Raw genomic sequence first — 19,275 nt, 5'->3', positions numbered from 1 at the left:
ATGTGTAATGGCAGTATATAACAAACCTTTCTATCGGAGTTCCACATCCGTTGCTTTGCCGTTCCTTTCAGCAAGGTTCTCTCCGTTTGCGTTCGGTTCCTTAAATACTTTGAAGCGCACCGGCATTCCTTCCGTAATCTTTTTGCGGCGGGATGATTTGGTGAGGTTTGTAAGGCCGAAATAGAAATCGCCGTGGTCGGCAGTTTCGATAAAGCCCCAGTTGCCCTTAAAGCGCTTAATGGTGCCACTCAACGTATCGCTCTTTTGTCGCTCCGTTGCTTTAATCCAATGATTGGGGGGAACCAGTTTGTCGGTTGTCATTTCATATTGATCGGGAAAAGCTTCAAGAATTTCCCGTAAGGTATTATGGTTATATGATCGGGGGTCAAATTCCGGCATACTCCGCCTAATGGATTTTCCTAAATCGGAAAGACTGACCCATCCGTCTTCCGTCATCCGTGAGTTTTTATAGGCATGGTTGAGCAATTTTTCCAGAGAATCAAAGGGGGAACCTTGACTCTCTTCTTCCGGAGTTGTTGTACTATCGAGGTTTTCCAGATACTTAAATTCATTGCAGGCATTTACCCAAAGTGCCTTAGCATTTTGCTTTCCGATACCAAGTACATAGAGGCCGTATTCCCGCAATTTAAGGGCAAGACTGTAGTAGTCTGAATCTGTCGAAACGATGCAAACAGCGTTAATGCTTTTATTGGTATTGGCCAACTCGATAGCATCCATGATAATGGTATTATCGGTTGCATTGGGGCCGTTGCGGAATTGCTGTACCGGACGAATGGGGATTTTTTCAAGCCAATTTTTCCACCCATTCATATTTGGTGTTGTCCAGTCGCCGTATAAACGCTTTATCAGTAATTCACCTTCTTTAGAGACTTCGGTGATGATAGCTTCCAAAAAACTCGGCGGGATGTTATCACCGTCGATCAGCAATACATATTTCTTATCCATAATAGATATTGTATCCTTATTTGCATCTTTTGCAAGTAAAAAAAACGGGCACGCATACCTCGTATGAATGCCCGTTATATTTTTAATTGTGGGATAGCTTAATGGAGAACAATTCTCAAGATGAAGATAATAAACAATACCCATGTAACAATTGGGATTTGCTTAAACTTGCCGGTTGCTGCCTTCAAAATAACGTAGGAAAGGATACCGTAAACGATACCTTCGGCGATGCTGTATGCAAACGGCATCATAACGATTGTTAAGAACGCCGGAATACCTTCCGTAGGATCTGTGAAATCGATTTCGGCTGCCGCACTCAACATAAGGAATCCGACGATAATCAAAGCCGGAGCTGTTGCCGCTGACGGAATAAGCAGGAAGAGCGGTGAAAATACCAGTGCAATTAAGAAGAATACACCGGTTGTCAGCGCTGTTAAACCGGTGCGTCCGCCGGCTGCTACACCGGAAGTACTTTCGACAAAGCTGGTAACCGTAGAAGTACCCAGCATAGCGCCGAAGACGGTTCCGACAGCATCGGAAAGCAATGCCTGTTTTACACGCGGAATGTTGCCATTCTTGTCGGTGAGTCCTGCCCGGTTGCTGACACCGACTAACGTGCCGACCGTATCAAAAATATCAACAAACAAGAATGAGAAGAATACCGTAAAGAACTGGAAGCTGAGAATATTGCTGAAATCAAAATTCCAGAAAATAGGAGCTGCAGGAGCACTTACGATTGACCAATTTTCCCAACCGCCGAACGGTACGGTAACGCCCATCGGAATACCGATTACGGTAGTAATCAAAATTCCAAGAAGAATTGAGCCGGGGATGTGCAGAACATACAATACTGCAGTAATCACCAAGCCGATAATTCCTAATAGGGCGGGACCCGACGTAACGTTGCCGAGACCGACTAATGTTGCGGGGTTATCAACGATAATTTCCGCATTTTTCATACCGATTAAGGTGATGAAAAGACCGATACCTGCTGCAACTGCTTTTTTCAGATTGATCGGGATCGATTCGACGATCGCTTCCCGTACATTGAAAAAAGAAAGCAGAATAAACAGCAAACCTTCGAGGAATACTGCTGTCAATGCCATTGCGGGCGAATACTTCATTCCGATAACAACGGTATACGTGAAGAAAGCATTTAACCCCATACCAGGGGCGAGAGCAACAGGCAGATTGGCAAGTACTGCCATCATCAAGGTTGCGACTGCCGCAGATAATGCGGTAGCCGTAAATACGCTGCCGGGATTTAAGCCTGCATCACTTAAAATGAGCGGGTTAACGGCAAGGATATACGCCATTGCAAGGAATGTGGTTAAACCTGCAATGATTTCAGTACGCACATTTGTTTTGTGCGCTTGAAGCTGAAAGAGTTTTTCCATAAAGTAGCCTCCTTTTTGAATAAATGAGTACCAATCAGCGATATTACCAGTGTACCACGAAACATTTGTTTCCGCAATAAAATTTTTTTGCTCGTTGACTTTTTTTTAGGAATCTTATCATTAGGAGAAGGCTGAACGCATATTTGACAGAGAAGCGGTTTTCCAACTATACTAACTTCTATGACAATAGCCGGACGTAATAGAATCTTAATTTTCGGTATTTGTATTGCTGCGCTCATGGTAGTCGGAAGCATAAGCTGCTGTATTGTTATTGCCGCGCACAATTTACTCGCAGAACTGCCGACAGCTTCGGAAAGTACTTTTCGATTATTAAGGCTTCCGTTTTTTGCCTATAATAATTATGCAGTTATGATCGGTATCACTGCGTTTCCGCTGATAGCGTTAGTACTGCTTATTTGTGTTTTCTTTCTTTTTGAAAAAACCCATGCGCTGGAGATTTCGTTTTTCAGTTTGTTTATTTTCGCGTTATCCGTTGAAGCGTTACAGCTTCTTTTTCCGTTGCAAGTGCGGTATCCGCTCTTAGCTGTTTTTACGGCTTCCGTTGCGCGAATTATTTTCTTTTTCCGGTTTGGGGCATGTTTGGCACTTTTAACCTCAAGTCTCTTTGCCCATAAGACTTTTACGCGGGAAACGGGATCTATTATTTTCTTGCTGAGTTTTATCGCGTTTGCATTGTCCCATGTTATCCCGATCGATACCATTCATACGGTCTCGTTTTTTTCGTTTTCCCGCTCCTATCGCTATCTTCTTTATTCCTTTAGCGGGATTGTCTGCGCATTGGCGGTCGTATCGTTTTTGCTGGTCGGTATCTACCGCAGCATTACCGAGTACCGGAAGGCGGCAATTCGGCTATTGATAATGCTAATTGCGTATACGCTCTTGCTGTATACCGGCTCATGGTTTTTCACCGTGCTTGGTATCGGGGCGCTGCTGGCAGCAGGCTTCTTTTTTCTGAAAGCAATTCATCAATTTTATTTGTGGCAATAGCTTACGCATGGAGAAGTAAGGCAAGAAAACCGATAGCAACCGGTATCAAAAGGTTGTCATAATCTTTAAGCGGCAGCATTTCGATACCGGCTCCGGCAATACCGAGTATAAGGCTTTTCCAAAAATTCCCGCTGACGGCAAAGGATGAAAGGAACACGGCTACAAAACAAGTTAAACTTCCGGCAACGGTTTTGTCTTTAAAAAAAGTTAATCGGATTCTACCGAAACGCTTTCCGACAAGGCTCGCAAGCCCATCCCCAAAAGCAAGTGCAAATATGGCAATCTTTGCCGTATGCATGGGAAAGAGCAGCAGTGCAAGGAGTATCCCGCCGGCAAGTGTCAGCGGCCCTAAGACGAACCGCCCTTTATCACGTTTCCGTGATGCGTAACGGGTGATATGCGCAATGATACCAAGCTCATAGCCGCGTATACGGAGAAATTCGGAAATACAGTAGAGCGTACTCATAGCGGCAATACCGGCAATCGTAAGTGTATACCAGCGTTCAGCAAAAACAACGGTTAACGCAGAAGACAGATGAATGGTTTTTCTAAAAACTTCAACCAACAGTTCCTCTACGGATGCAGTCTGAGAAAATGTACGGTATCGGAAGCGTTCAAACCATTTCATACAATCCCGATCATATTACCTTTTAAAATAATAGGAAACCTGCGATCTTAAAATAGACGATAAGGCTGACCGCATCTACAATTGTGGTGATGAGCGGGCCTGCCATAATAGCGGGATCCATATGGAGCTTTTTTGCAAGAATCGGCAAAAGACCGCCGGTAAGTTTTGCAATCGTAACGGTTACCACAAGCGTTAAACCGACGCTGGCAGAGACAAGAATCGGTTTACCGTCTAAAAAATAAGATTTTATAAAAATGGTCAGTCCGAGCAGCGCTCCCACCATAATCGCAATACGGAGTTCCTTCCACAAAACTTTTGCCCAGTCACGCAGCTGAATTTCACCGGTAGCAAGACCGCGGATAATCAACGTCGATGACTGACTGCCCGAATTTCCGCCCGTATCCATCAGCATAGGAATAAAAGAAGTGAGTATGGTAAGCGTTGCCAGCAGTTCAGTGTAGTGTTCGATAATCTTGCCGGTAAAGGTTTCCGACACCATTAGGAGCATCAGCCAGCCGATGCGGTGCTTGGCAAGTTTAAAAACACCGGTGTTCAGGTAAGCGTCTTCGGACGGCTGCATAGCGGCCATGATCTGGAAGTCTTCTGTAGCTTCCTGTTCCATAGCATCCATGACGTCGTCAACGGTGATAATACCGATCAGCCGTTTTTCCGCATCGACAACAGGCAGGGCGAGGAATGCATACTTCTTAAAAACCGCAATAACGCTTTCTTGGTCATCGTGGGTGTTTACATAGATACATTCGCTTTCAAAAATATTTTCGATTAGCTCATCTTCAGGCGCCAACACAAGCTCTTTTAATGAAACGATGCCCTCAAGCACTCTGTTGGCATCGGTCACATAACAGGTATAAATCGTTTCTTTTTTTAGCCCCGTCTCTCTGATGTAATCCAGCGCCTGTTTTACCGTCATTGTCTTTTTAAGGCTGACGTACTCAATAGTCATCAGGCTTCCGGCAGAGTCGGGAGGATATTTGAGGAATTGATTGATGAGCTTACGTTCTTCTTCCCCGGAGTTTGCTAAAATCTTTCTGACGGCATTCGCAGGCATCTCTTCCACAAGGTCTACGACATCGTCAAACGCAAGTTCGTCCAGGATAGGGCCGAGTTCTTTATCTGTAATCGATGAAATAAATGCGCTTTGCTGCTCGCTCGAAAGGAGTGCGAATACCTCGGCGGCAAGGTCTTTCGGAAGCATTCTGAAAAGAAACACCGCATTTGCCGCATTTTCTTTATCCAATATTTCCGCTACATCGACCGCATTCATCTCAGCGAGTTCTGCAATTAAAGCTACGTAGTGCCTATTGTCGAGCAGTTCTTGAATCCGCTCCATTTCCTGCATTTTATCTTCCATAGTTAAGCGCTAGTATACTTAAAACGGATGGTTTCTGCTATAGCTTTTGCCCGCGAATAACACGGGCAAAAGTATTTTTTGATTCGTGCAGAGGTTTTAATACCCCGATGTTCTGCGTCGGGGGTATGATTATTTTCTTAAATATCGAAAAGTTTTACCTTATTCGGCGGCAAACTTATCCTCCGTAACGCCCATAACGTCTGCATTAGTTTTGTACGTTTCCAGCTGTCCTGCAGGAACCTTAATACCGCCTGCCGTTAAAGCCGTGCAGCCATCAAAGGTATCTTCGAAATAGGGCTTATTCGAGCTATCTCTTGCGGGATTATAATTGCATTTAAGAACAACATTTTGAAGGTTTTCGCAATCCAAAAAGCACTTATACATATCCGTAACATTTGCCGGAATAACCGGAGCCTGCTTGAGATTTGTACAGTGGGAAAAGCAAAAATATATGGCCTCAACACTTTCAGGGATTACCGGAGCCTGTCTGAGGTTTGTACAGCCATAAAAGCAACTTCCCATGTTCGTAACCCCTTCAGGTATTCCGGAAACTTGTACAAGGGTCTCGCAGTCGTCAAAACAAGAACCCATACTTGTAAGACCTTCTATTTTACCGCCGAATTTAAGTGCAACTTTTTTGGAAGGATGTGCTTTCAGAATTTCACCGAGCGGACTTGCCGTGGTAATAGTTCCCCTTACGGCATCTTTTGTAAGCCCTGTTACTTCGATGTAGTTTACCGTGCTGTCAGAAGCTGTTGTGTTAAGGTAGTTGTCTAACTGTGCAAAGGGTACCTGTGTGTAGCTTGGCGTGTTGTTGCCGGGTGCCCCCCCCCCATTTTGAGGACACGCAGTACATAGTAACGATACGATAACGGCTAACACCGCTACCGTAATCCGGTTAAAGAACTTTCGCGTTCTTGTGGTATCAGTATTCATTTTTTCCTCCTGATATATGTTTCACCCGTATTTGGGTGCTTTAGCACTAAGCATACTGCATCACATTGAAAATTTCCATACCGGTTTAACAAAGCGTGAAGGTATTCTATAATACTCCCAATGAGAAATATATTTGGGTTGTATCCCCTTATGAAAACGTCTGTATGCCATTTACACCAACTGAAGACGGCGGCGGTATTCTTCTTTTTATTTTGTATTGTATGCCAAGAAGCTACGGCAGAGAATCGGCTGAAATTGGGGATTGAGCGGCTGCCGGAGTACCGCGCCGTTTTTGCAGGGAAGCGGGTAGGGTTAATTACCAACCAAACCGGTATCGATTCCGAGGGAACGCCCTCAGCCGTGCTGTTAAGCCGGTCGGCGCAGCTTACGGCGCTTTTTTCACCTGAACACGGTATACAGGGCAACGAACGGGAGGGGGCGTCCATCGGGCACAGCGCCGACCCGCGAACGGGACTTCCGGTATACAGCCTTTACGGAAACACCAAACGGCCGACGCCGGAGATGTTAAAAGATATCGACGTACTTTGCTTTGATATTCAAGATGCCGGCGCTCGTTTCTACACCTATATTTCCACCATGGCGTATGCGATGGAAGAATGTGCGCGGCATAAAAAACAATTTGTCGTATTCGACCGCCCGAACCCAATCGGCGATACTGTCGAAGGAAATATGCTGGAACTTGAATACCGTTCCTTTACGGGATATTTCCCCATCGTACAGCGGCACGGTATGACGGTCGGGGAGCTTGCCCGGCTCTTCAACACCGAATACGGTATTCGCTGTGATTTAACGGTAATCCCGATGGAAGGTTGGAACAGAACAACCTACTTTGACGAGCTGCCGCTAATATGGGTACCGCCGTCTCCCAATATTCCATCGCCGCAGACAGCACTCGTGTATGCGGGCGTCTGTTTATTTGAAGGAACCAACCTTTCGGTGGGGCGGGGAACGACAATGCCGTTTCAGTACCTCGGGGCGCCCTACATCGATGCGTACCGTTTAGCCGATTCACTGAACCGATTAGGCTTGGAAGGAGTGCGCTTTTTGCCCGCATTTTTTACCCCCTCGCTTTCGCTCTATACGGGGCAGCTCTGCGGAGGAGTACAGATCGCCGTTACCGACCGCCGCAGTTTTGCCCCTGTTAAAACGGCAATCGCCATGTTCTACGAAATCAAGCGCCTCTATCCCGACAAGTTTACGATAAACAATGCAGGTAAAAAATACTGCGGTTTGCATTTATTAACAGGTTGTACACAGCTCACCAATCCTTCGCAAACCGCACAGGATTATTTTACACGTATCGAAAAAGAGACAAAGCAGTTCAGCGACATACGCAAGAAATATCTTTTATATTAAAGAAGAATCCGGTGCGGCTGTCCTGAATTATACGATATTGACAACCGTACTCTTTTTATTTACAGTTAAAAAAAGATTTATAGAACACAAAGCGCAGCCGCAGCATTGTCTAATAGGTCGTGCTCAGTGTGTTCGAAATTCTTGCTAAGGAGATAAATATGAAAGTAGCTATTAACGGATTCGGCAGAATCGGTCGGCTCGTGTTCCAGGCATTGGTTGAACAGAATTTGCTTGGAAAGGATAAATTTGATGTCGTTGCGGTTGTCGATCTTTCAACCGATGCAAAGTATTTTGCCTATCAGCTTAAATATGATTCCGTACAGGGCAAGATGAATGCCGAAATCGGTACGAAAGGCGATGATGTACTGGTGATTAACGGTCACGAAATTAAATGTGTTTCCGGCAAGGGATTAACTCCCGCTCAACTTCCGTGGAAAGAATTAGGCATCGATCTCGTTATCGAAAGCACCGGCTTGTACACAAACGAAAAAGCCTACGGCCATTTGGAAGCAGGTGCAAAGAAGGTTATTATTTCCGCACCCGGCAAGAGTGCCGATGCCGCAAAGCCCATTAAGACAATCGTTATGGGTGTCAACGAAAACGAATACGACCCCGCAAAGCATCACGTTGTTTCCAATGCGAGCTGCACCACCAACTGTTTGGCTCCCATCGTCCATGTCATCTTAAAAGAAGGTTTCGGAATTGAAACAGGATTGATGACAACGATCCACTCTTATACCGCAACACAGAAGACCGTTGACGGTGTCTCGATGAAAGATTGGCGCGGCGGACGGGCTGCTGCTATCAATATTATTCCGTCTACGACCGGCGCTGCTAAAGCTGTCGGCGAAGTATTGCCTTCAACAAAGGGCAAGCTGACCGGTATGTCATTCCGCGTACCGACCCCCACCGGTTCGGTTGTCGATTTAACCTTCCGTGCAACAAAAGATACTTCGATCGAAGAACTCGATGCAGCATTCAAGAAAGCTTCCGAAACCTATATGAAGGGGATTTTAGGCTATTGCAACGAAGAAATCGTTTCCACCGATATTATTCACGACAAACGCTCTTCCATCTATGACAGCAAGGCAACGCTCCAGAATAACCTCCCGGGCGAAAAGCGCTTCTTTAAAGTAGTATCATGGTATGATAACGAATGGGGATATTCCAACCGCGTTATCGACCTGCTTAAATTTATGAATAAATAGTTTTTCTGCGGCGCGGTAGAAATGAATGCGTGTTTCTGCAGCGCCGGTCTATCCTTCCTCATTATTGCTGGGCATCTCTCAAAACTCGATGAGCTTTGAGAGATGTTCGTCCAAAACCTACTCTTATGAACTCAGCGATAAAACAGGCGCCAATGATTTTAAATTATGAAACGCCGTAAATCAACAACCCCGACGCAGAGCGTTGCCGAGAAAAGGTGGGTATTAAATCCTCCGCACGAATAAAATACTGTCCGATAATTCGATACTTTGTAAAAAAAACATTTGACAGATGGAATTTTGGGGTGTATCCTGTATGTAAAGTTATGAAAATGTTTTCTAAAAATGTTTTCATAAAGTTGGATTCGATGCGAGGATGATATGAAAGCGTGGGAATATATTTATGATTTAACAAAAAATGCCGTTCCGGTGGTGCTATCGGAAGACGAGCAAACATGGGAGGCGTCGAATGCCGCTGAAAAGCAGGTGGACAATATGCTTCGTGTGTACTGGGCAAGTCATGTGCCCGGCTCTCATGCCCCTGAAAGTGTGGTGATCGCCGCGGTTCAGTCCATAGAAGCGCTGGGGTGCGATGTGAGTGCCGCAGAGGAGTTGATTCCTGAAGGGCTTGATGCGCTAAAACGGAATGATATGAAGGCGCTGCAAAGGATCACTGCCCGCATATTTAATATCCTTTTTATGTGCCCGAGCGATACCTCAAGTGACTATTGGAAAAGTAAGCTGTATCAAAGCTTCAGTGAATATGAAAAAGCAATCGAGTTTCCCGAATCAACCGTGGAAACACTGCCGAATGCCGTGTTGTACGATAAAACAAAGGCCGCGTGGCTTGGCCGTTTATGCGGCGGAGGCTTGGGAACGGCGCTTGAAGGGTATACAACGGCACAGCTGAAGAAAAAATTCGGTGAAATCCGTACTTATGTGCGTAACCCGAATACTTACAATGATGATATAACATACGAAATTGCATTTCTCGAGGCGTGCTGCAAAGCACAGGGGATGCCGACAAGTGCCGATATTGCCGACCAATGGCTGGAGTTAATACCCTGCGGTTGGTCTGCCGAACAGGTTGCATTGGATAATTTACGTAGAGGGATGTATCCTCCGGAAAGCGGTCTGTTTAGGAATCCCTACCGTGAATGGATCGGTGCACAAATGCGGGGTGCCGTGTGCGGTCAGGTAGCTCCGTTAAATCCGCGTAAGGCTGCACTGCTTGCATGGCGCGATGCGAAAATTTCGCACCACGGGAATGGAATTCTCGGAGAGGTGTTTAACGCCGTTTTGGTCAGCCTTGCATACGGGGAAGATCCTATGCGGAGATGTTTGGAAAAAGCCGTTTCCTATATTCCTAAGGATTCTGAATATGCCTCCGTGCTTCACTTTGCATTAGCGCAGTGTATGAAGAAGCAGGATTTTTATGAGGCATGGGCGGCATGCGAAGAAAAATACAAGCGGTATAACTGGATCCATGCGTATCCGAATGCCGCGGCAGAAGTAGTTGCGTTGTATTTCGGCAAAGATAATTTTAACGATGTCATGCACTATATCGCGATGTGCGGTCAAGATGTCGATTGTAATGCCGCACAGCTGGGCGCTGCGCTCGGTGCAAAGTTAGGTACAAAGGGAATCGAAGATCACTGGACGGATCCTTTTGGCGATGAAATTATAACCTATTTACGAGGAAATAAAACGGTAAGTTTGCAAGAACTTATTAACAAGACCGTATCGGTCGTAAAACAATTGGAGGATGTATGAAAAAGATTCTTTCTGTCGGTCTGTTTGTACTGTTAGGCATGTCTATGTTTGCTTTCGGTGCAAAAGAGAACAGCGGTTCAAAGGAACCGAGTGTCGCGCTGATCATCAATGGAAACCTTGGAGATAAGTCTTTCCATGATTCCGCAAACAACGGTATGAAGATGATCGCAAATGAACTGCATTGCAAAACCAAGGTAGTTGAAGTCGGGTATGATGACTCAAAATGGGAACCTGCATTGCGTGATCTTTGTGATGAAAAGCACGATATTATTTTTTGCGGAACATGGCAAATGCAGGCGCTTGTATCAAAGATAACAAAAGATTATCCGAATCAAAAAATCATCGTCTACGATACCGCAATGGATTATGCTTCCGATTCTGCAGGGCTGTTTAAAAATACCTATTCGATAGAATACAAGCAGAATGAAGGCTCATTCCTTGCAGGCGTACTTGCCGCGGAAATGACAAAGGGGAAGAAAATCGGGTTTATCGGCGGTATGGATAATACCGTTATCCTCGATTTCTTAGTCGGTTTTATACAAGGTGCAAAAACCGTTTCTCCCGATATTAAAATCATTTCTTCTTTTGTCGGAAATTTCAGCGATTCTGCAAAAGCAAAAGAACTTGCGTTGACACAGTATCAGATGGGTGCCGACATTATCTTTGTGTGCGCATCGAATGCCGGAGAAGGTGCGCTGCAGGCTGCAAAGGAAAAGAATAAATTCATTATCGGTGTGGATAGTGATCAGGCTATGCTGTATAAGCAGACCGATCCTGTTTTATCAAACCTCATTATCTCTTCCATGCTGAAACGCGTTGATAAGTCCATGTATCTTGCAATGAAAGAAATACAAAGCAATACACTGGTATGGGGGAAACGTGTAGCATTGGGAATAAATGAAGGTTGCGTCGGTCTTGCAGATAATGAAGTGTATCAGGCGAAAGTTCCTGCCGAAGTTCGCAAGCATATTTCCGAGTATGAAACCCAAATCAGAAATGGAAAGATTGCAGTTAAGACAGCATTCGGTATGAAGCAAGCCGATATAACAGCATATATTGATTCCGCTCGCCCATAATTAAAAAAGCATTGCACGGAAGCTGGGGATGTCTCGAACATAACTAACTTTTTGGGAATCCCCGGCCTCACTTTCCGTGCTTATGCGGAGACTATCCGAATGAATGTTGAAAGTACGGCAGATGATATTTTAGTAATGAAGGATATTTCAAAAATATATCCTAACGGTGTTACGGCTAATAGGCGTGTCAATTTTTCGGTTCGTGCCGGAGAAATTCATGCCCTTGTCGGTGAGAACGGCGCCGGTAAAAGTACCTTGATGAAAATATTATTCGGTATTGAGCAACCGACTGAAGGTACGATTTTATATAATGGAAACGAATTGCATATCAAATCCCCGCTTGACGCTATTCGTCACGGATTCGGTATGGTACATCAGCATTTTATGCTTGTCGAATCGATGAGTGTTGCAGAAAATATCTGCCTTGGAATGGAACCCGGAAAAGGCCCGTTGATTCATAAAAAACTCATGAACGAACAGGCTCAAAAAATTATCAATCAATATCATTTTGTTATTGACCCGAAAGAAAAGATTAAAAATTTGCCCATAGGGACGCGCCAGAAAGTAGAAATTCTGAAGGCGTTATATAAAGGTGCGCGCATTTTAATTTTGGATGAACCGACCGCTGTATTAACTCCGCAAGAAACGGAAGAATTATTTGTTGAATTAAAAGAGCTGCGGAATTCGGGATGTACGATTATATTTATCAGTCATAAATTAAATGAAGTTAAAGAAATATGCGAAAGGATAACCGTATTGCGTAACGGTACTTCCGTCGGCGTGTATTCCGCCGGAGAAATTTCTGAAAAAGAAATATCGAACCTTATGGTCGGTAAAAATATACATTGGGAAATAGAAAAACAACCGAGCGTTCCCGGACAGACCGTCTTAAAATTGCGGGATGTATGTATGCACGATGATACCGGACGTCCCATACTCAAGCATGTGAGTTTTGATTTACCTGCGGGGAAAATTCTCGGTATTGTCGGTGTTGAAGGAAACGGGCAAAAAGAGTTGATCGATACCATAACCGGATTGCAGCACTGTACTGAAGGAAGCGTAATGTTAAACGGTAAAGATATAACATCGCGCAGTATTGCTGCAATCAGAAAAGAAGGTATCTCCTATATACCGCAGGATAGAATAAAAGTAGGAACGGCGGTAACTGCTTCCATTCAAGAAAATTTATTTGCCGTCTTTACGGAAGATGAGCGCTTTGTACATAAGGGCATTCTAAAGAAGAATGAAATAAAACAATGGGCTGATACGCTTATCAACCAATTTATGATTAAAACAAAAAGTGCCGATGTGCCGGTAAAAATGCTGAGCGGTGGAAATATGCAAAAGGTTATTATTGCACGCGAATTTTCAACCTCGGCAGGATGTATTATCGCAGATCAGCCGACAAGAGGTGTTGATATCGGCGCTGCAAAGTTTATTCATCAAAAGATTATTGAAATGCGCGATAACGGTGCTGCTATTTTGGTGAATTCGGCAGATTTGGCGGAGATTCTGGAAATCAGCGACAGTTTGGTTGTAATGTACGGCGGTGAAATTACCGCATATTTTCCGGATGCCGGTATGGTGAGTGAAACTGAGTTGGGAGAGTATATGCTCGGCTTAAAAAAGCAAGGTGCACATGAACTTGCAGGATGTTTACGATGAAATTAATAGGACGCCTTTCATTTGAAAAAAGATTTGAATTGATACGGTTTGCTGCAGCGATCGGCATTGCGGTGCTCTTATCGTTTCTTATTATTTTATGTGTCAGTAAAGAACCGCTGCTCGCTTTTTCGAAGCTCTTTTTAGGGCCGCTTGAATCGGCACGCCGTTTCGGTAACGTACTTGAGCTATGTATTCCGCTCAGTTTTACCGGTCTTGCAGTTGCCGTTATGTTCAGCGCAGATATGTTTAATATGGGTGCGGAAGGGGCGTTTTATGTGAGCGGCGCCGTTGGGGTATTTACCGCATTGCTTATACCGCTGCCTCCTGTTATTGCGCCGCTTGTATCGATTATTATCGGCGGGTTATGCGGTGCTGTCGTTTGCTGGGTTCCGGCTTTTTTAAAGCAGCGATGGAATGCAAATGAGTTGGTTTCGTCTTTAATGTTGAATTATGTATTCTTTTACATAACCAAATATTTTGCCAATACGACCTTTAAAGATCCGTCGGCAGGATTTATGGCAACGTACCTGATTCCTGCCAATGCAAAATTGGCACGTCTTATTCCCGGAATGCGGTTGCACTTCGGACTGTTGATATTGTGCGCCGTAGTAGTGCTGACCGTATTGTTTATCCGCCGTACGGCATGGGGATATCGTCTGATACAAACCGGAAGGAATATCCGCTTTGCCCGTTATGCCGGCTTAAACACGACGGCAATTATCGCGTACTCACAGCTTATCGGCGGTTTTATTGCGGGTGTCGGCGGTTCGGTTGAAGTATTGGGAATGTATGACCGGTTCCAATGGCAAAGCTTGCCGGGGTACGGGTTTGACGGTATCGTTGTCGCTATTCTTGCAAAAAATAAACCGCACTATATTCCGATTGCCGCTTTCTTTTTGGCGTATTTAAAAATCGGTGCCGATAAGATGGCGACATCTACGGACGTTACTGCAGAAATGGTTTCAATCATTCAAGGTATTATTATAATGCTTGCCGCAGCTCAGGCCTTTTTAAGTAAATGGCGGCAAAAAGCACTCATTAAAATGCAACAGGAGAGCGGCTTAGATGGATAACTTTTTGAGTTATATTTTAACTGCGGAGTTTGCTTATTCCGTTTTGCGTGTTACGACTCCGCTATTGTTTGCTGCACAAGCTTCGGTTGTTGCGGAAAATTCAGGTGCATCAAATATAGCATTGGAAGGCATTATGCTTTTTGCCGCGGCATTCGGCGCGTTGGGTACCGGCTTAACCGGCAGTTTGTTTATAGGCTTTTTAATTGCGTTAGGCGGCGGTTTATTAATTGCTGTCTTACTGGCTTACTTTGCGCTGTATCTAAAAACAGACATCATTTTATCCGGTATTGCGTTAAACACATTGGCCGCAGGCGGAACGGTATTTATTATGTATGTACTGATTCACGATAAAGGCAGTACATCCTCCTTAGTTTCATTGGTGTTTCCTAAAGTGGTTATACCGGGTATCGCCGCTATTCCCGTGTTAGGCAGCATTCTGTCGGGGCAAAACGTGTTGACATACATTGCGTTCTTTACGGTATTTGCCGTCTGGTTTTTGCTGTATAAAACAAAGCTTGGTATGCACATTCGCTGCGTAGGCGAAAATCCCGATGCAGCGGAATCCGTCGGGATACCCATTCGTAAGACCAGAGTTATCGCATTGCTTATCAGCGGATTTTTGGCATCGTTAGGCGGTGTATTCCTTTCGATGGCATACATGAGTACCTTTACAAAAGGCATGGTAGCGGGGCGCGGTTTTATCGCGTTGGCTGCTGCGGCAATGGGACGGTTGGCTCCGGTGCCGACGATGTTTGCAGCCTTGTTTTTCGGCTTTGCCGATGCCTTGTCGAATGTATTAGCGGCGATGAGCATCCCAGATGAATTCATAAAAACCGTTCCCTATATTTCAACCGTTATCGGACTGATTGTATTTTCAGCATGGCGGAAGCGCGGTAGGAAAGCGCAAATCGCTTGAAGGAGAAAACTATGGACAATAAAATACCGATTATAATTGACTGTGATCCCGGTCATGATGATGCAATAGCATTGATCATGGCGTTTGCATCCGAAAAGCTTAAAGTGTTGGGGGTCAGTGTCAGCGCCGGTAATCAAACCATTGAAAAAACATATACTAATGCACGCAAGATTATTTCGTTTTTAGGGAAAGCTCCGCCGCTTGCAAAAGGGGCATCGTATCCGCTCGTCAGAAGATTGGAAGTAGCACCGAGTGTGCACGGTGAATCAGGGTTGGATGGGCCGGTTCTGCCGGAGACGGATTATACCGGTGTGCCTGAATCCGCATGGGAACTGCACCGCCGGCTTATCTCTGAAAGTCCCGAACCGGTAACGTTTGTCGTAACAGGCCCCTTAACGAATCTTGCAATTTTGCTGTTAGCATATCCCGATGTGAAAAAAAATCTCAAGCAGATATGTTTAATGGGCGGCGGTATCGATCACGGTAATTGGTCATCTGCAGCGGAATTTAATATTCTTGTCGATCCCGAAGCGGCACACATTGTATTTTCGTGCGGTATTCCCATTGTGATGTGCGGACTGGATGTAACCGAAAAAGCGATGATCTTTTCGGAAGAAATAGAAAGGCTGCGTAAATCCGAAAAACGGGTTGCCGTGCTGGTTGCAGAGTTGCTCGATTTCTTCGGCCGCTTTCACTCTGATTTGGGATTCCAAGGCGCCCCTATCCACGATGCGTGTACTATTGCGTATTTGATCAAACCTGAGTTGTTTAAAGTATGTGATTACCATGTCGTTATCGAAACGCAAGGAAAGTATACCGCCGGTATGACGCTTGCAGATAAGCGGGTAAATAATAACAGACCAAAACCGAATGTTACAGCTTGTATGGATATCGATCGAGAAGGCTTTGTCCGGCTGCTTGAGCAATGCTGTATGGCGTATACATAAAATAACAGGAAGCATGAAGATGAAAAAGATATTGGTTATCGGCAGTTTAAATGCCGATATGGTAGTTCGTGTTCCGCATATACCGGTAGCAGGCGAAACGATTTTAGCGGAAACTGCCGATATGATACCGGGTGGAAAAGGAGCAAACCAAGCATACGCGGCTGGTTCATTAGGTGCGGAAACGGTTATGTTCGGAGCGGTCGGCGCAGACCGCTATGCTGAAATCGAAAAGAAGAGCTTACAGTCTGTAGGCGTGGATGTTTCCCGTCTTTTAGTACGCACCGATTGCGCAACAGGGCTTGCATGGATAACGGTAAACGATGCGGGCAATAACAGTATTGTTGTTGTTCCCGGTGCTAATAAAACACTGTCAGAAAAAGATATCGCCGATAACGACGATTTGCTGCACAGCTGTGATATCATATTGTGTCAGCTGGAAATACCGATACAAACGGTACTGTACGCCGCCCGCAGGGCAAAAGAATTAGGCAAGACATTTATTCTTGATCCCGCTCCTGCACCGAGGGTATTTCCTTCCGAACTTTATGCATACATTGATATTATCAAACCGAACGAAACGGAACTTTCATTACTGACGGGCAAAGATGTTTCGGACTATCAAAGCGCTTCCGATATGCTGCGTACAAAAGGTGTAAAGAATGTCATTGTTACACTCGGCGAAAAAGGTGCTTTTGTAAATTCCGAATCGGAGGGGAAGCATCTTGTACCTGCTCGTTCCGTTCCCGTTGTCGATACGACAGCCGCCGGTGATTCTTTTACGGCTGCGCTTGCGGTTCGGCTTGCGTCCGGTTCTTCGCTACTGCAGGCTGTCCGTTATGCAACTGAGGTCGCGGCAATTGTTGTTACCCGTAAGGGAGCGCAAACCTCAATCCCCTCGGCGGCAGAGGTACCCTTTGACGATAAATGATATAGCCGAGCTTGCCGGTGTTTCCGTTTCGACGGTTTCAAAAATTATCAACGGAAAGGATAAGGGGATAAAGTTTGAAACGCGCGAACGAGTGCTTAAAATCGTTAAGGAATACCGGTACGCTCCCTATGATTTTATTAAAAATAATACGAATTCAAAAAGCTTTTTATTGGGGCTTGTACTGTCGGGTATAAAAAAACGGCAATCGATCTCAAACGGTTTTTTGCATGAAGCTGAACGGCAAGGGTACCAAGTACAGGTATGTCTTTCTACTTCTGCGGAAAGCGAATCAAAACACATTGCCGCCTTATGTAAGAATAGGGCAGAAGCGGTTTTATGGGAACCCGTCGAAGTTGCTGCAGAAAATGATAGTGCCGGTATTGTTGCAGAATGCGATAGTTCCGGAACGGCAGCGGTGCTGCATAAAAGCGGTATTCCGTTTGCAGCACTGAATACTGATGCCGCCGGTTTCAACGGTGTGCTCTATGACTACCAAAAAGCGGGATATACCGCAGCAGATATATTGCTACGGTTGGGACATACGAAAATACGCTGTGTGTATGACGGAACCGATATGCAAGAATATGCCATACGGCAAGGCGTTGAACGGTGTCTATTCGATCACCATTGTTTATATGTTGAATGTAAAAATGTTCAGGAAGCGCTTTCGGTACATAATTGTTCTGCGCTTATTTGCTGTGATTGGGATACGGCGGTAACGGCGTATGAGTATGCAACGGTACATAAATTCCGGATACCGCAGGATCTTTCTATCATCTGTATCGACGATGCGGAGTATATCAAACCCTTTCCGCCCATATCGGCGATTCCGCTTTCCTTATTTCATTTCGGAGTCTTTGTATGCCGGTATTTAATAGATAAAATCGAAAAGAAAGCAACGGATATACCGGCATATACCGAAGCATTTACTTGTAATCATTACAAAAGCATTGATCTGCCTGCACCCTTGCGCAAAAAACGAATCATCGTTGTAGGCAGTATCAATATGGATATCTTACTTACCGTAAACAATTATCCTCAGACAGGAGAAAGCATTTCTGCTGAAAGTGTTTCGATAATACCGGGCGGCAAGGGGATAAATCAAGCGGTCGGTGCGGCGAAGCTCGGTGCCAAGGTGTCGCTGGTGGGCAATGTCGGAAGGGACTTTGATGGTGATATGATTTTGAACCTCTTACATGATAACAGCGTTGATGCAACGGCTGTGCATGTGGACGAAGAGCATTCTACCGGTAAAGCCTATATTCATATCCAAGGTGATGGAGAAAGCGGTATCGTGTTATACGGCGGTGCTAATGAAACGATTTCTGCAGATTCAATATACCGCAGTGAACAGCTCTTTACCGATGCAGTTTTTTGTTTGTTGCAAACCGAAATACCTATGGAAGCAGTTAAAAAGACGATTGAAACCGCACGAAAATATAACGTTGCAATTATGCTGAAACCTTCCGCCGTAAAAGAAATAGCGGAAGAACTTTTACCGGAACTGGATTATTTTATTCCGAACCGTAAAGAATTATACAGACTGTGTCCCATTGCCGGAACATTGGAAGAAAAAGCCGCATGGTTTTTGGAAAAAGGCGTCAAGACGGTTATCGTAACGCTTGACAGCGATGGCTGTTATGTACGAACTTCCGAATACGAGCGATGGTTCCCAGCTGTCGATATATTCAAACCCATCGATACAACCGGAGCTGCCGATGCCTTTATTGCGGCACTGGCCGTCTTTTTATCCGAACAAAAAAGCTTGTCTGACGCATTGCCGTATGCACTTTATGCCGCCGGATTTTCGACAACGCGAGTAGGGGTTGTTCCTTCTTTAATCGACAGAGCGACACTGGAACAATGCTGCATATAGTCCGGCGGATTATGGTGGAAGTTGTGTAGGAATTAAGGTGGATGAAAACGGATCGGTGTGGGATTTATATTTGGCTATCCGCGCCGATTTTTTAATATCTTTGCGCGTGCAATAAAATTCCGTTTTTTTATT

At 44.9% G+C, this 19,275-nt stretch carries 16 protein-coding genes; 11 read left to right on the top strand and 5 right to left on the bottom strand.

Features of this window, described 5'->3' with window-relative positions; genetic code table 11:
* Positions 1 to 30: 30 nt before the first annotated feature.
* Positions 31 to 966, bottom strand: a complete 936-nt coding sequence (locus QI63_RS03190) for an NYN domain-containing protein (RefSeq protein WP_044016973.1) — start codon at positions 964 to 966, stop codon at positions 31 to 33.
* 98 nt (positions 967 to 1,064) lie between these two features.
* A complete protein-coding gene (locus QI63_RS03185; RefSeq protein WP_044013830.1) occupies positions 1,065 to 2,363 on the bottom strand; it encodes an NCS2 family permease in 1,299 nt (432 codons plus the stop codon).
* A gap of 180 nt (positions 2,364 to 2,543) precedes the next feature.
* Between QI63_RS03185 and QI63_RS03180 the strand changes: the two genes are divergently transcribed.
* Entirely contained in the window at positions 2,544 to 3,371 is an 828-nt protein-coding gene (locus tag QI63_RS03180; protein ID WP_044013827.1) for a hypothetical protein, read from the top strand.
* 1 nt (position 3,372) lies between these two features.
* Here the strand turns inward: QI63_RS03180 and QI63_RS03175 are convergent, their stop codons facing one another.
* The 3 genes from QI63_RS03175 to QI63_RS03165 all read right to left on the bottom strand — a co-directional run bounded on the left by QI63_RS03175 (position 3,373) and on the right by QI63_RS03165 (position 6,307).
* A complete protein-coding gene (locus tag QI63_RS03175) occupies positions 3,373 to 3,999 on the bottom strand; it encodes a diacylglycerol/polyprenol kinase family protein (RefSeq protein ID WP_044013825.1) in 627 nt (208 codons plus the stop codon).
* 22 nt (positions 4,000 to 4,021) lie between these two features.
* Positions 4,022 to 5,371: a magnesium transporter gene (mgtE, locus tag QI63_RS03170; RefSeq protein WP_044013823.1), complete on the bottom strand. Its 1,350-nt coding sequence runs from the start codon at positions 5,369 to 5,371 to the stop codon at positions 4,022 to 4,024.
* Between the two features lie 159 nt (positions 5,372 to 5,530).
* Positions 5,531 to 6,307 carry a leucine-rich repeat protein gene (locus tag QI63_RS03165; RefSeq protein WP_052185465.1) on the bottom strand — a complete coding sequence of 259 codons (777 nt, stop codon included), beginning with the start codon at positions 6,305 to 6,307 and terminating at the stop codon, positions 5,531 to 5,533.
* Positions 6,308 to 6,457: 150 nt separating this feature from the next.
* Here QI63_RS03165 and QI63_RS03160 point away from each other — a divergent pair, with 150 nt between their 5' ends.
* The 10 genes from QI63_RS03160 to QI63_RS03115 all read left to right on the top strand — a co-directional run bounded on the left by QI63_RS03160 (position 6,458) and on the right by QI63_RS03115 (position 19,143).
* Positions 6,458 to 7,684 carry an exo-beta-N-acetylmuramidase NamZ family protein gene (locus QI63_RS03160; RefSeq protein WP_052185464.1) on the top strand — a complete coding sequence of 409 codons (1,227 nt, stop codon included), beginning with the start codon at positions 6,458 to 6,460 and terminating at the stop codon, positions 7,682 to 7,684.
* A 158-nt stretch (positions 7,685 to 7,842) separates the two neighbouring features.
* A complete protein-coding gene (gap, locus tag QI63_RS03155; protein WP_044013819.1) occupies positions 7,843 to 8,892 on the top strand; it encodes a type I glyceraldehyde-3-phosphate dehydrogenase in 1,050 nt (349 codons plus the stop codon).
* A 378-nt stretch (positions 8,893 to 9,270) separates the two neighbouring features.
* Positions 9,271 to 10,662, top strand: coding sequence for an ADP-ribosylglycohydrolase family protein (locus QI63_RS03150; RefSeq protein WP_044013818.1), 1,392 nt, complete (start codon positions 9,271 to 9,273; stop codon positions 10,660 to 10,662).
* Positions 10,659 to 11,738 (top strand): BMP family ABC transporter substrate-binding protein, encoded by a 1,080-nt coding sequence (locus QI63_RS03145; RefSeq protein ID WP_044013816.1) that lies wholly within the window; start codon positions 10,659 to 10,661, stop codon positions 11,736 to 11,738. Before QI63_RS03150 ends, QI63_RS03145 begins: the two co-directional genes overlap by 4 nt.
* 99 nt (positions 11,739 to 11,837) lie before the next feature.
* A complete protein-coding gene (locus QI63_RS03140) occupies positions 11,838 to 13,403 on the top strand; it encodes an ABC transporter ATP-binding protein (RefSeq protein ID WP_044013814.1) in 1,566 nt (521 codons plus the stop codon).
* Positions 13,400 to 14,476, top strand: coding sequence for an ABC transporter permease (locus tag QI63_RS03135; protein WP_044013811.1), 1,077 nt, complete (start codon positions 13,400 to 13,402; stop codon positions 14,474 to 14,476). Before QI63_RS03140 ends, QI63_RS03135 begins: the two co-directional genes overlap by 4 nt.
* On the top strand, positions 14,469 to 15,392 hold the full coding sequence (locus QI63_RS03130) for an ABC transporter permease (protein WP_016523145.1): 924 nt from the start codon (positions 14,469 to 14,471) through the stop codon (positions 15,390 to 15,392). The genes QI63_RS03135 and QI63_RS03130 overlap by 8 nt, the downstream gene beginning before the upstream one ends.
* Before the next feature lie 11 nt (positions 15,393 to 15,403).
* Positions 15,404 to 16,339 carry a nucleoside hydrolase gene (locus tag QI63_RS03125; protein ID WP_044013808.1) on the top strand — a complete coding sequence of 312 codons (936 nt, stop codon included), beginning with the start codon at positions 15,404 to 15,406 and terminating at the stop codon, positions 16,337 to 16,339.
* Positions 16,340 to 16,358: 19 nt separating this feature from the next.
* Positions 16,359 to 17,267 (top strand): ribokinase, encoded by a 909-nt coding sequence (gene rbsK / locus QI63_RS03120; protein ID WP_044013806.1) that lies wholly within the window; start codon positions 16,359 to 16,361, stop codon positions 17,265 to 17,267.
* Complete coding sequence (locus QI63_RS03115; protein ID WP_044013804.1) at positions 17,254 to 19,143, top strand: PfkB family carbohydrate kinase; 1,890 nt, start codon at positions 17,254 to 17,256, stop codon at positions 19,141 to 19,143. Before rbsK ends, QI63_RS03115 begins: the two co-directional genes overlap by 14 nt.
* Positions 19,144 to 19,275 lie beyond the last annotated feature (132 nt).

This window comes from Treponema sp. OMZ 838, assembly GCF_000775995.1.
GTDB lineage: Bacteria > Spirochaetota > Spirochaetia > Treponematales > Treponemataceae > Treponema.
Note: the sequence above shows the minus strand (reverse complement) of the source record. Positions and strands in the feature narration are given on the sequence as shown.

Bases quoted from the DNA above. Each gene is read 5' to 3' on its own strand.
- QI63_RS03135 (WP_044013811.1), top strand. From the start codon at position 13,400: ATGAAATTAATAGGACGCCTTTCATTTGAAAAAAGATTTGAATTGATA.
- QI63_RS03185 (WP_044013830.1), bottom strand. From the start codon at position 2,363: ATGGAAAAACTCTTTCAGCTTCAAGCGCACAAAACAAATGTGCGTACT.
- QI63_RS03160 (WP_052185464.1), top strand. From the start codon at position 6,458: ATGAAAACGTCTGTATGCCATTTACACCAACTGAAGACGGCGGCGGTA.
- rbsK (WP_044013806.1), top strand. From the start codon at position 16,359: ATGAAAAAGATATTGGTTATCGGCAGTTTAAATGCCGATATGGTAGTT.
- QI63_RS03145 (WP_044013816.1), top strand. From the start codon at position 10,659: ATGAAAAAGATTCTTTCTGTCGGTCTGTTTGTACTGTTAGGCATGTCT.
- mgtE (WP_044013823.1), bottom strand. From the start codon at position 5,371: ATGGAAGATAAAATGCAGGAAATGGAGCGGATTCAAGAACTGCTCGAC.
- QI63_RS03165 (WP_052185465.1), bottom strand. From the start codon at position 6,307: ATGAATACTGATACCACAAGAACGCGAAAGTTCTTTAACCGGATTACG.
- QI63_RS03190 (WP_044016973.1), bottom strand. From the start codon at position 966: ATGGATAAGAAATATGTATTGCTGATCGACGGTGATAACATCCCGCCG.
- QI63_RS03150 (WP_044013818.1), top strand. From the start codon at position 9,271: ATGAAAGCGTGGGAATATATTTATGATTTAACAAAAAATGCCGTTCCG.
- QI63_RS03175 (WP_044013825.1), bottom strand. From the start codon at position 3,999: ATGAAATGGTTTGAACGCTTCCGATACCGTACATTTTCTCAGACTGCA.
- QI63_RS03180 (WP_044013827.1), top strand. From the start codon at position 2,544: ATGACAATAGCCGGACGTAATAGAATCTTAATTTTCGGTATTTGTATT.
- QI63_RS03140 (WP_044013814.1), top strand. From the start codon at position 11,838: ATGAATGTTGAAAGTACGGCAGATGATATTTTAGTAATGAAGGATATT.
- QI63_RS03130 (WP_016523145.1), top strand. From the start codon at position 14,469: ATGGATAACTTTTTGAGTTATATTTTAACTGCGGAGTTTGCTTATTCC.
- gap (WP_044013819.1), top strand. From the start codon at position 7,843: ATGAAAGTAGCTATTAACGGATTCGGCAGAATCGGTCGGCTCGTGTTC.
- QI63_RS03125 (WP_044013808.1), top strand. From the start codon at position 15,404: ATGGACAATAAAATACCGATTATAATTGACTGTGATCCCGGTCATGAT.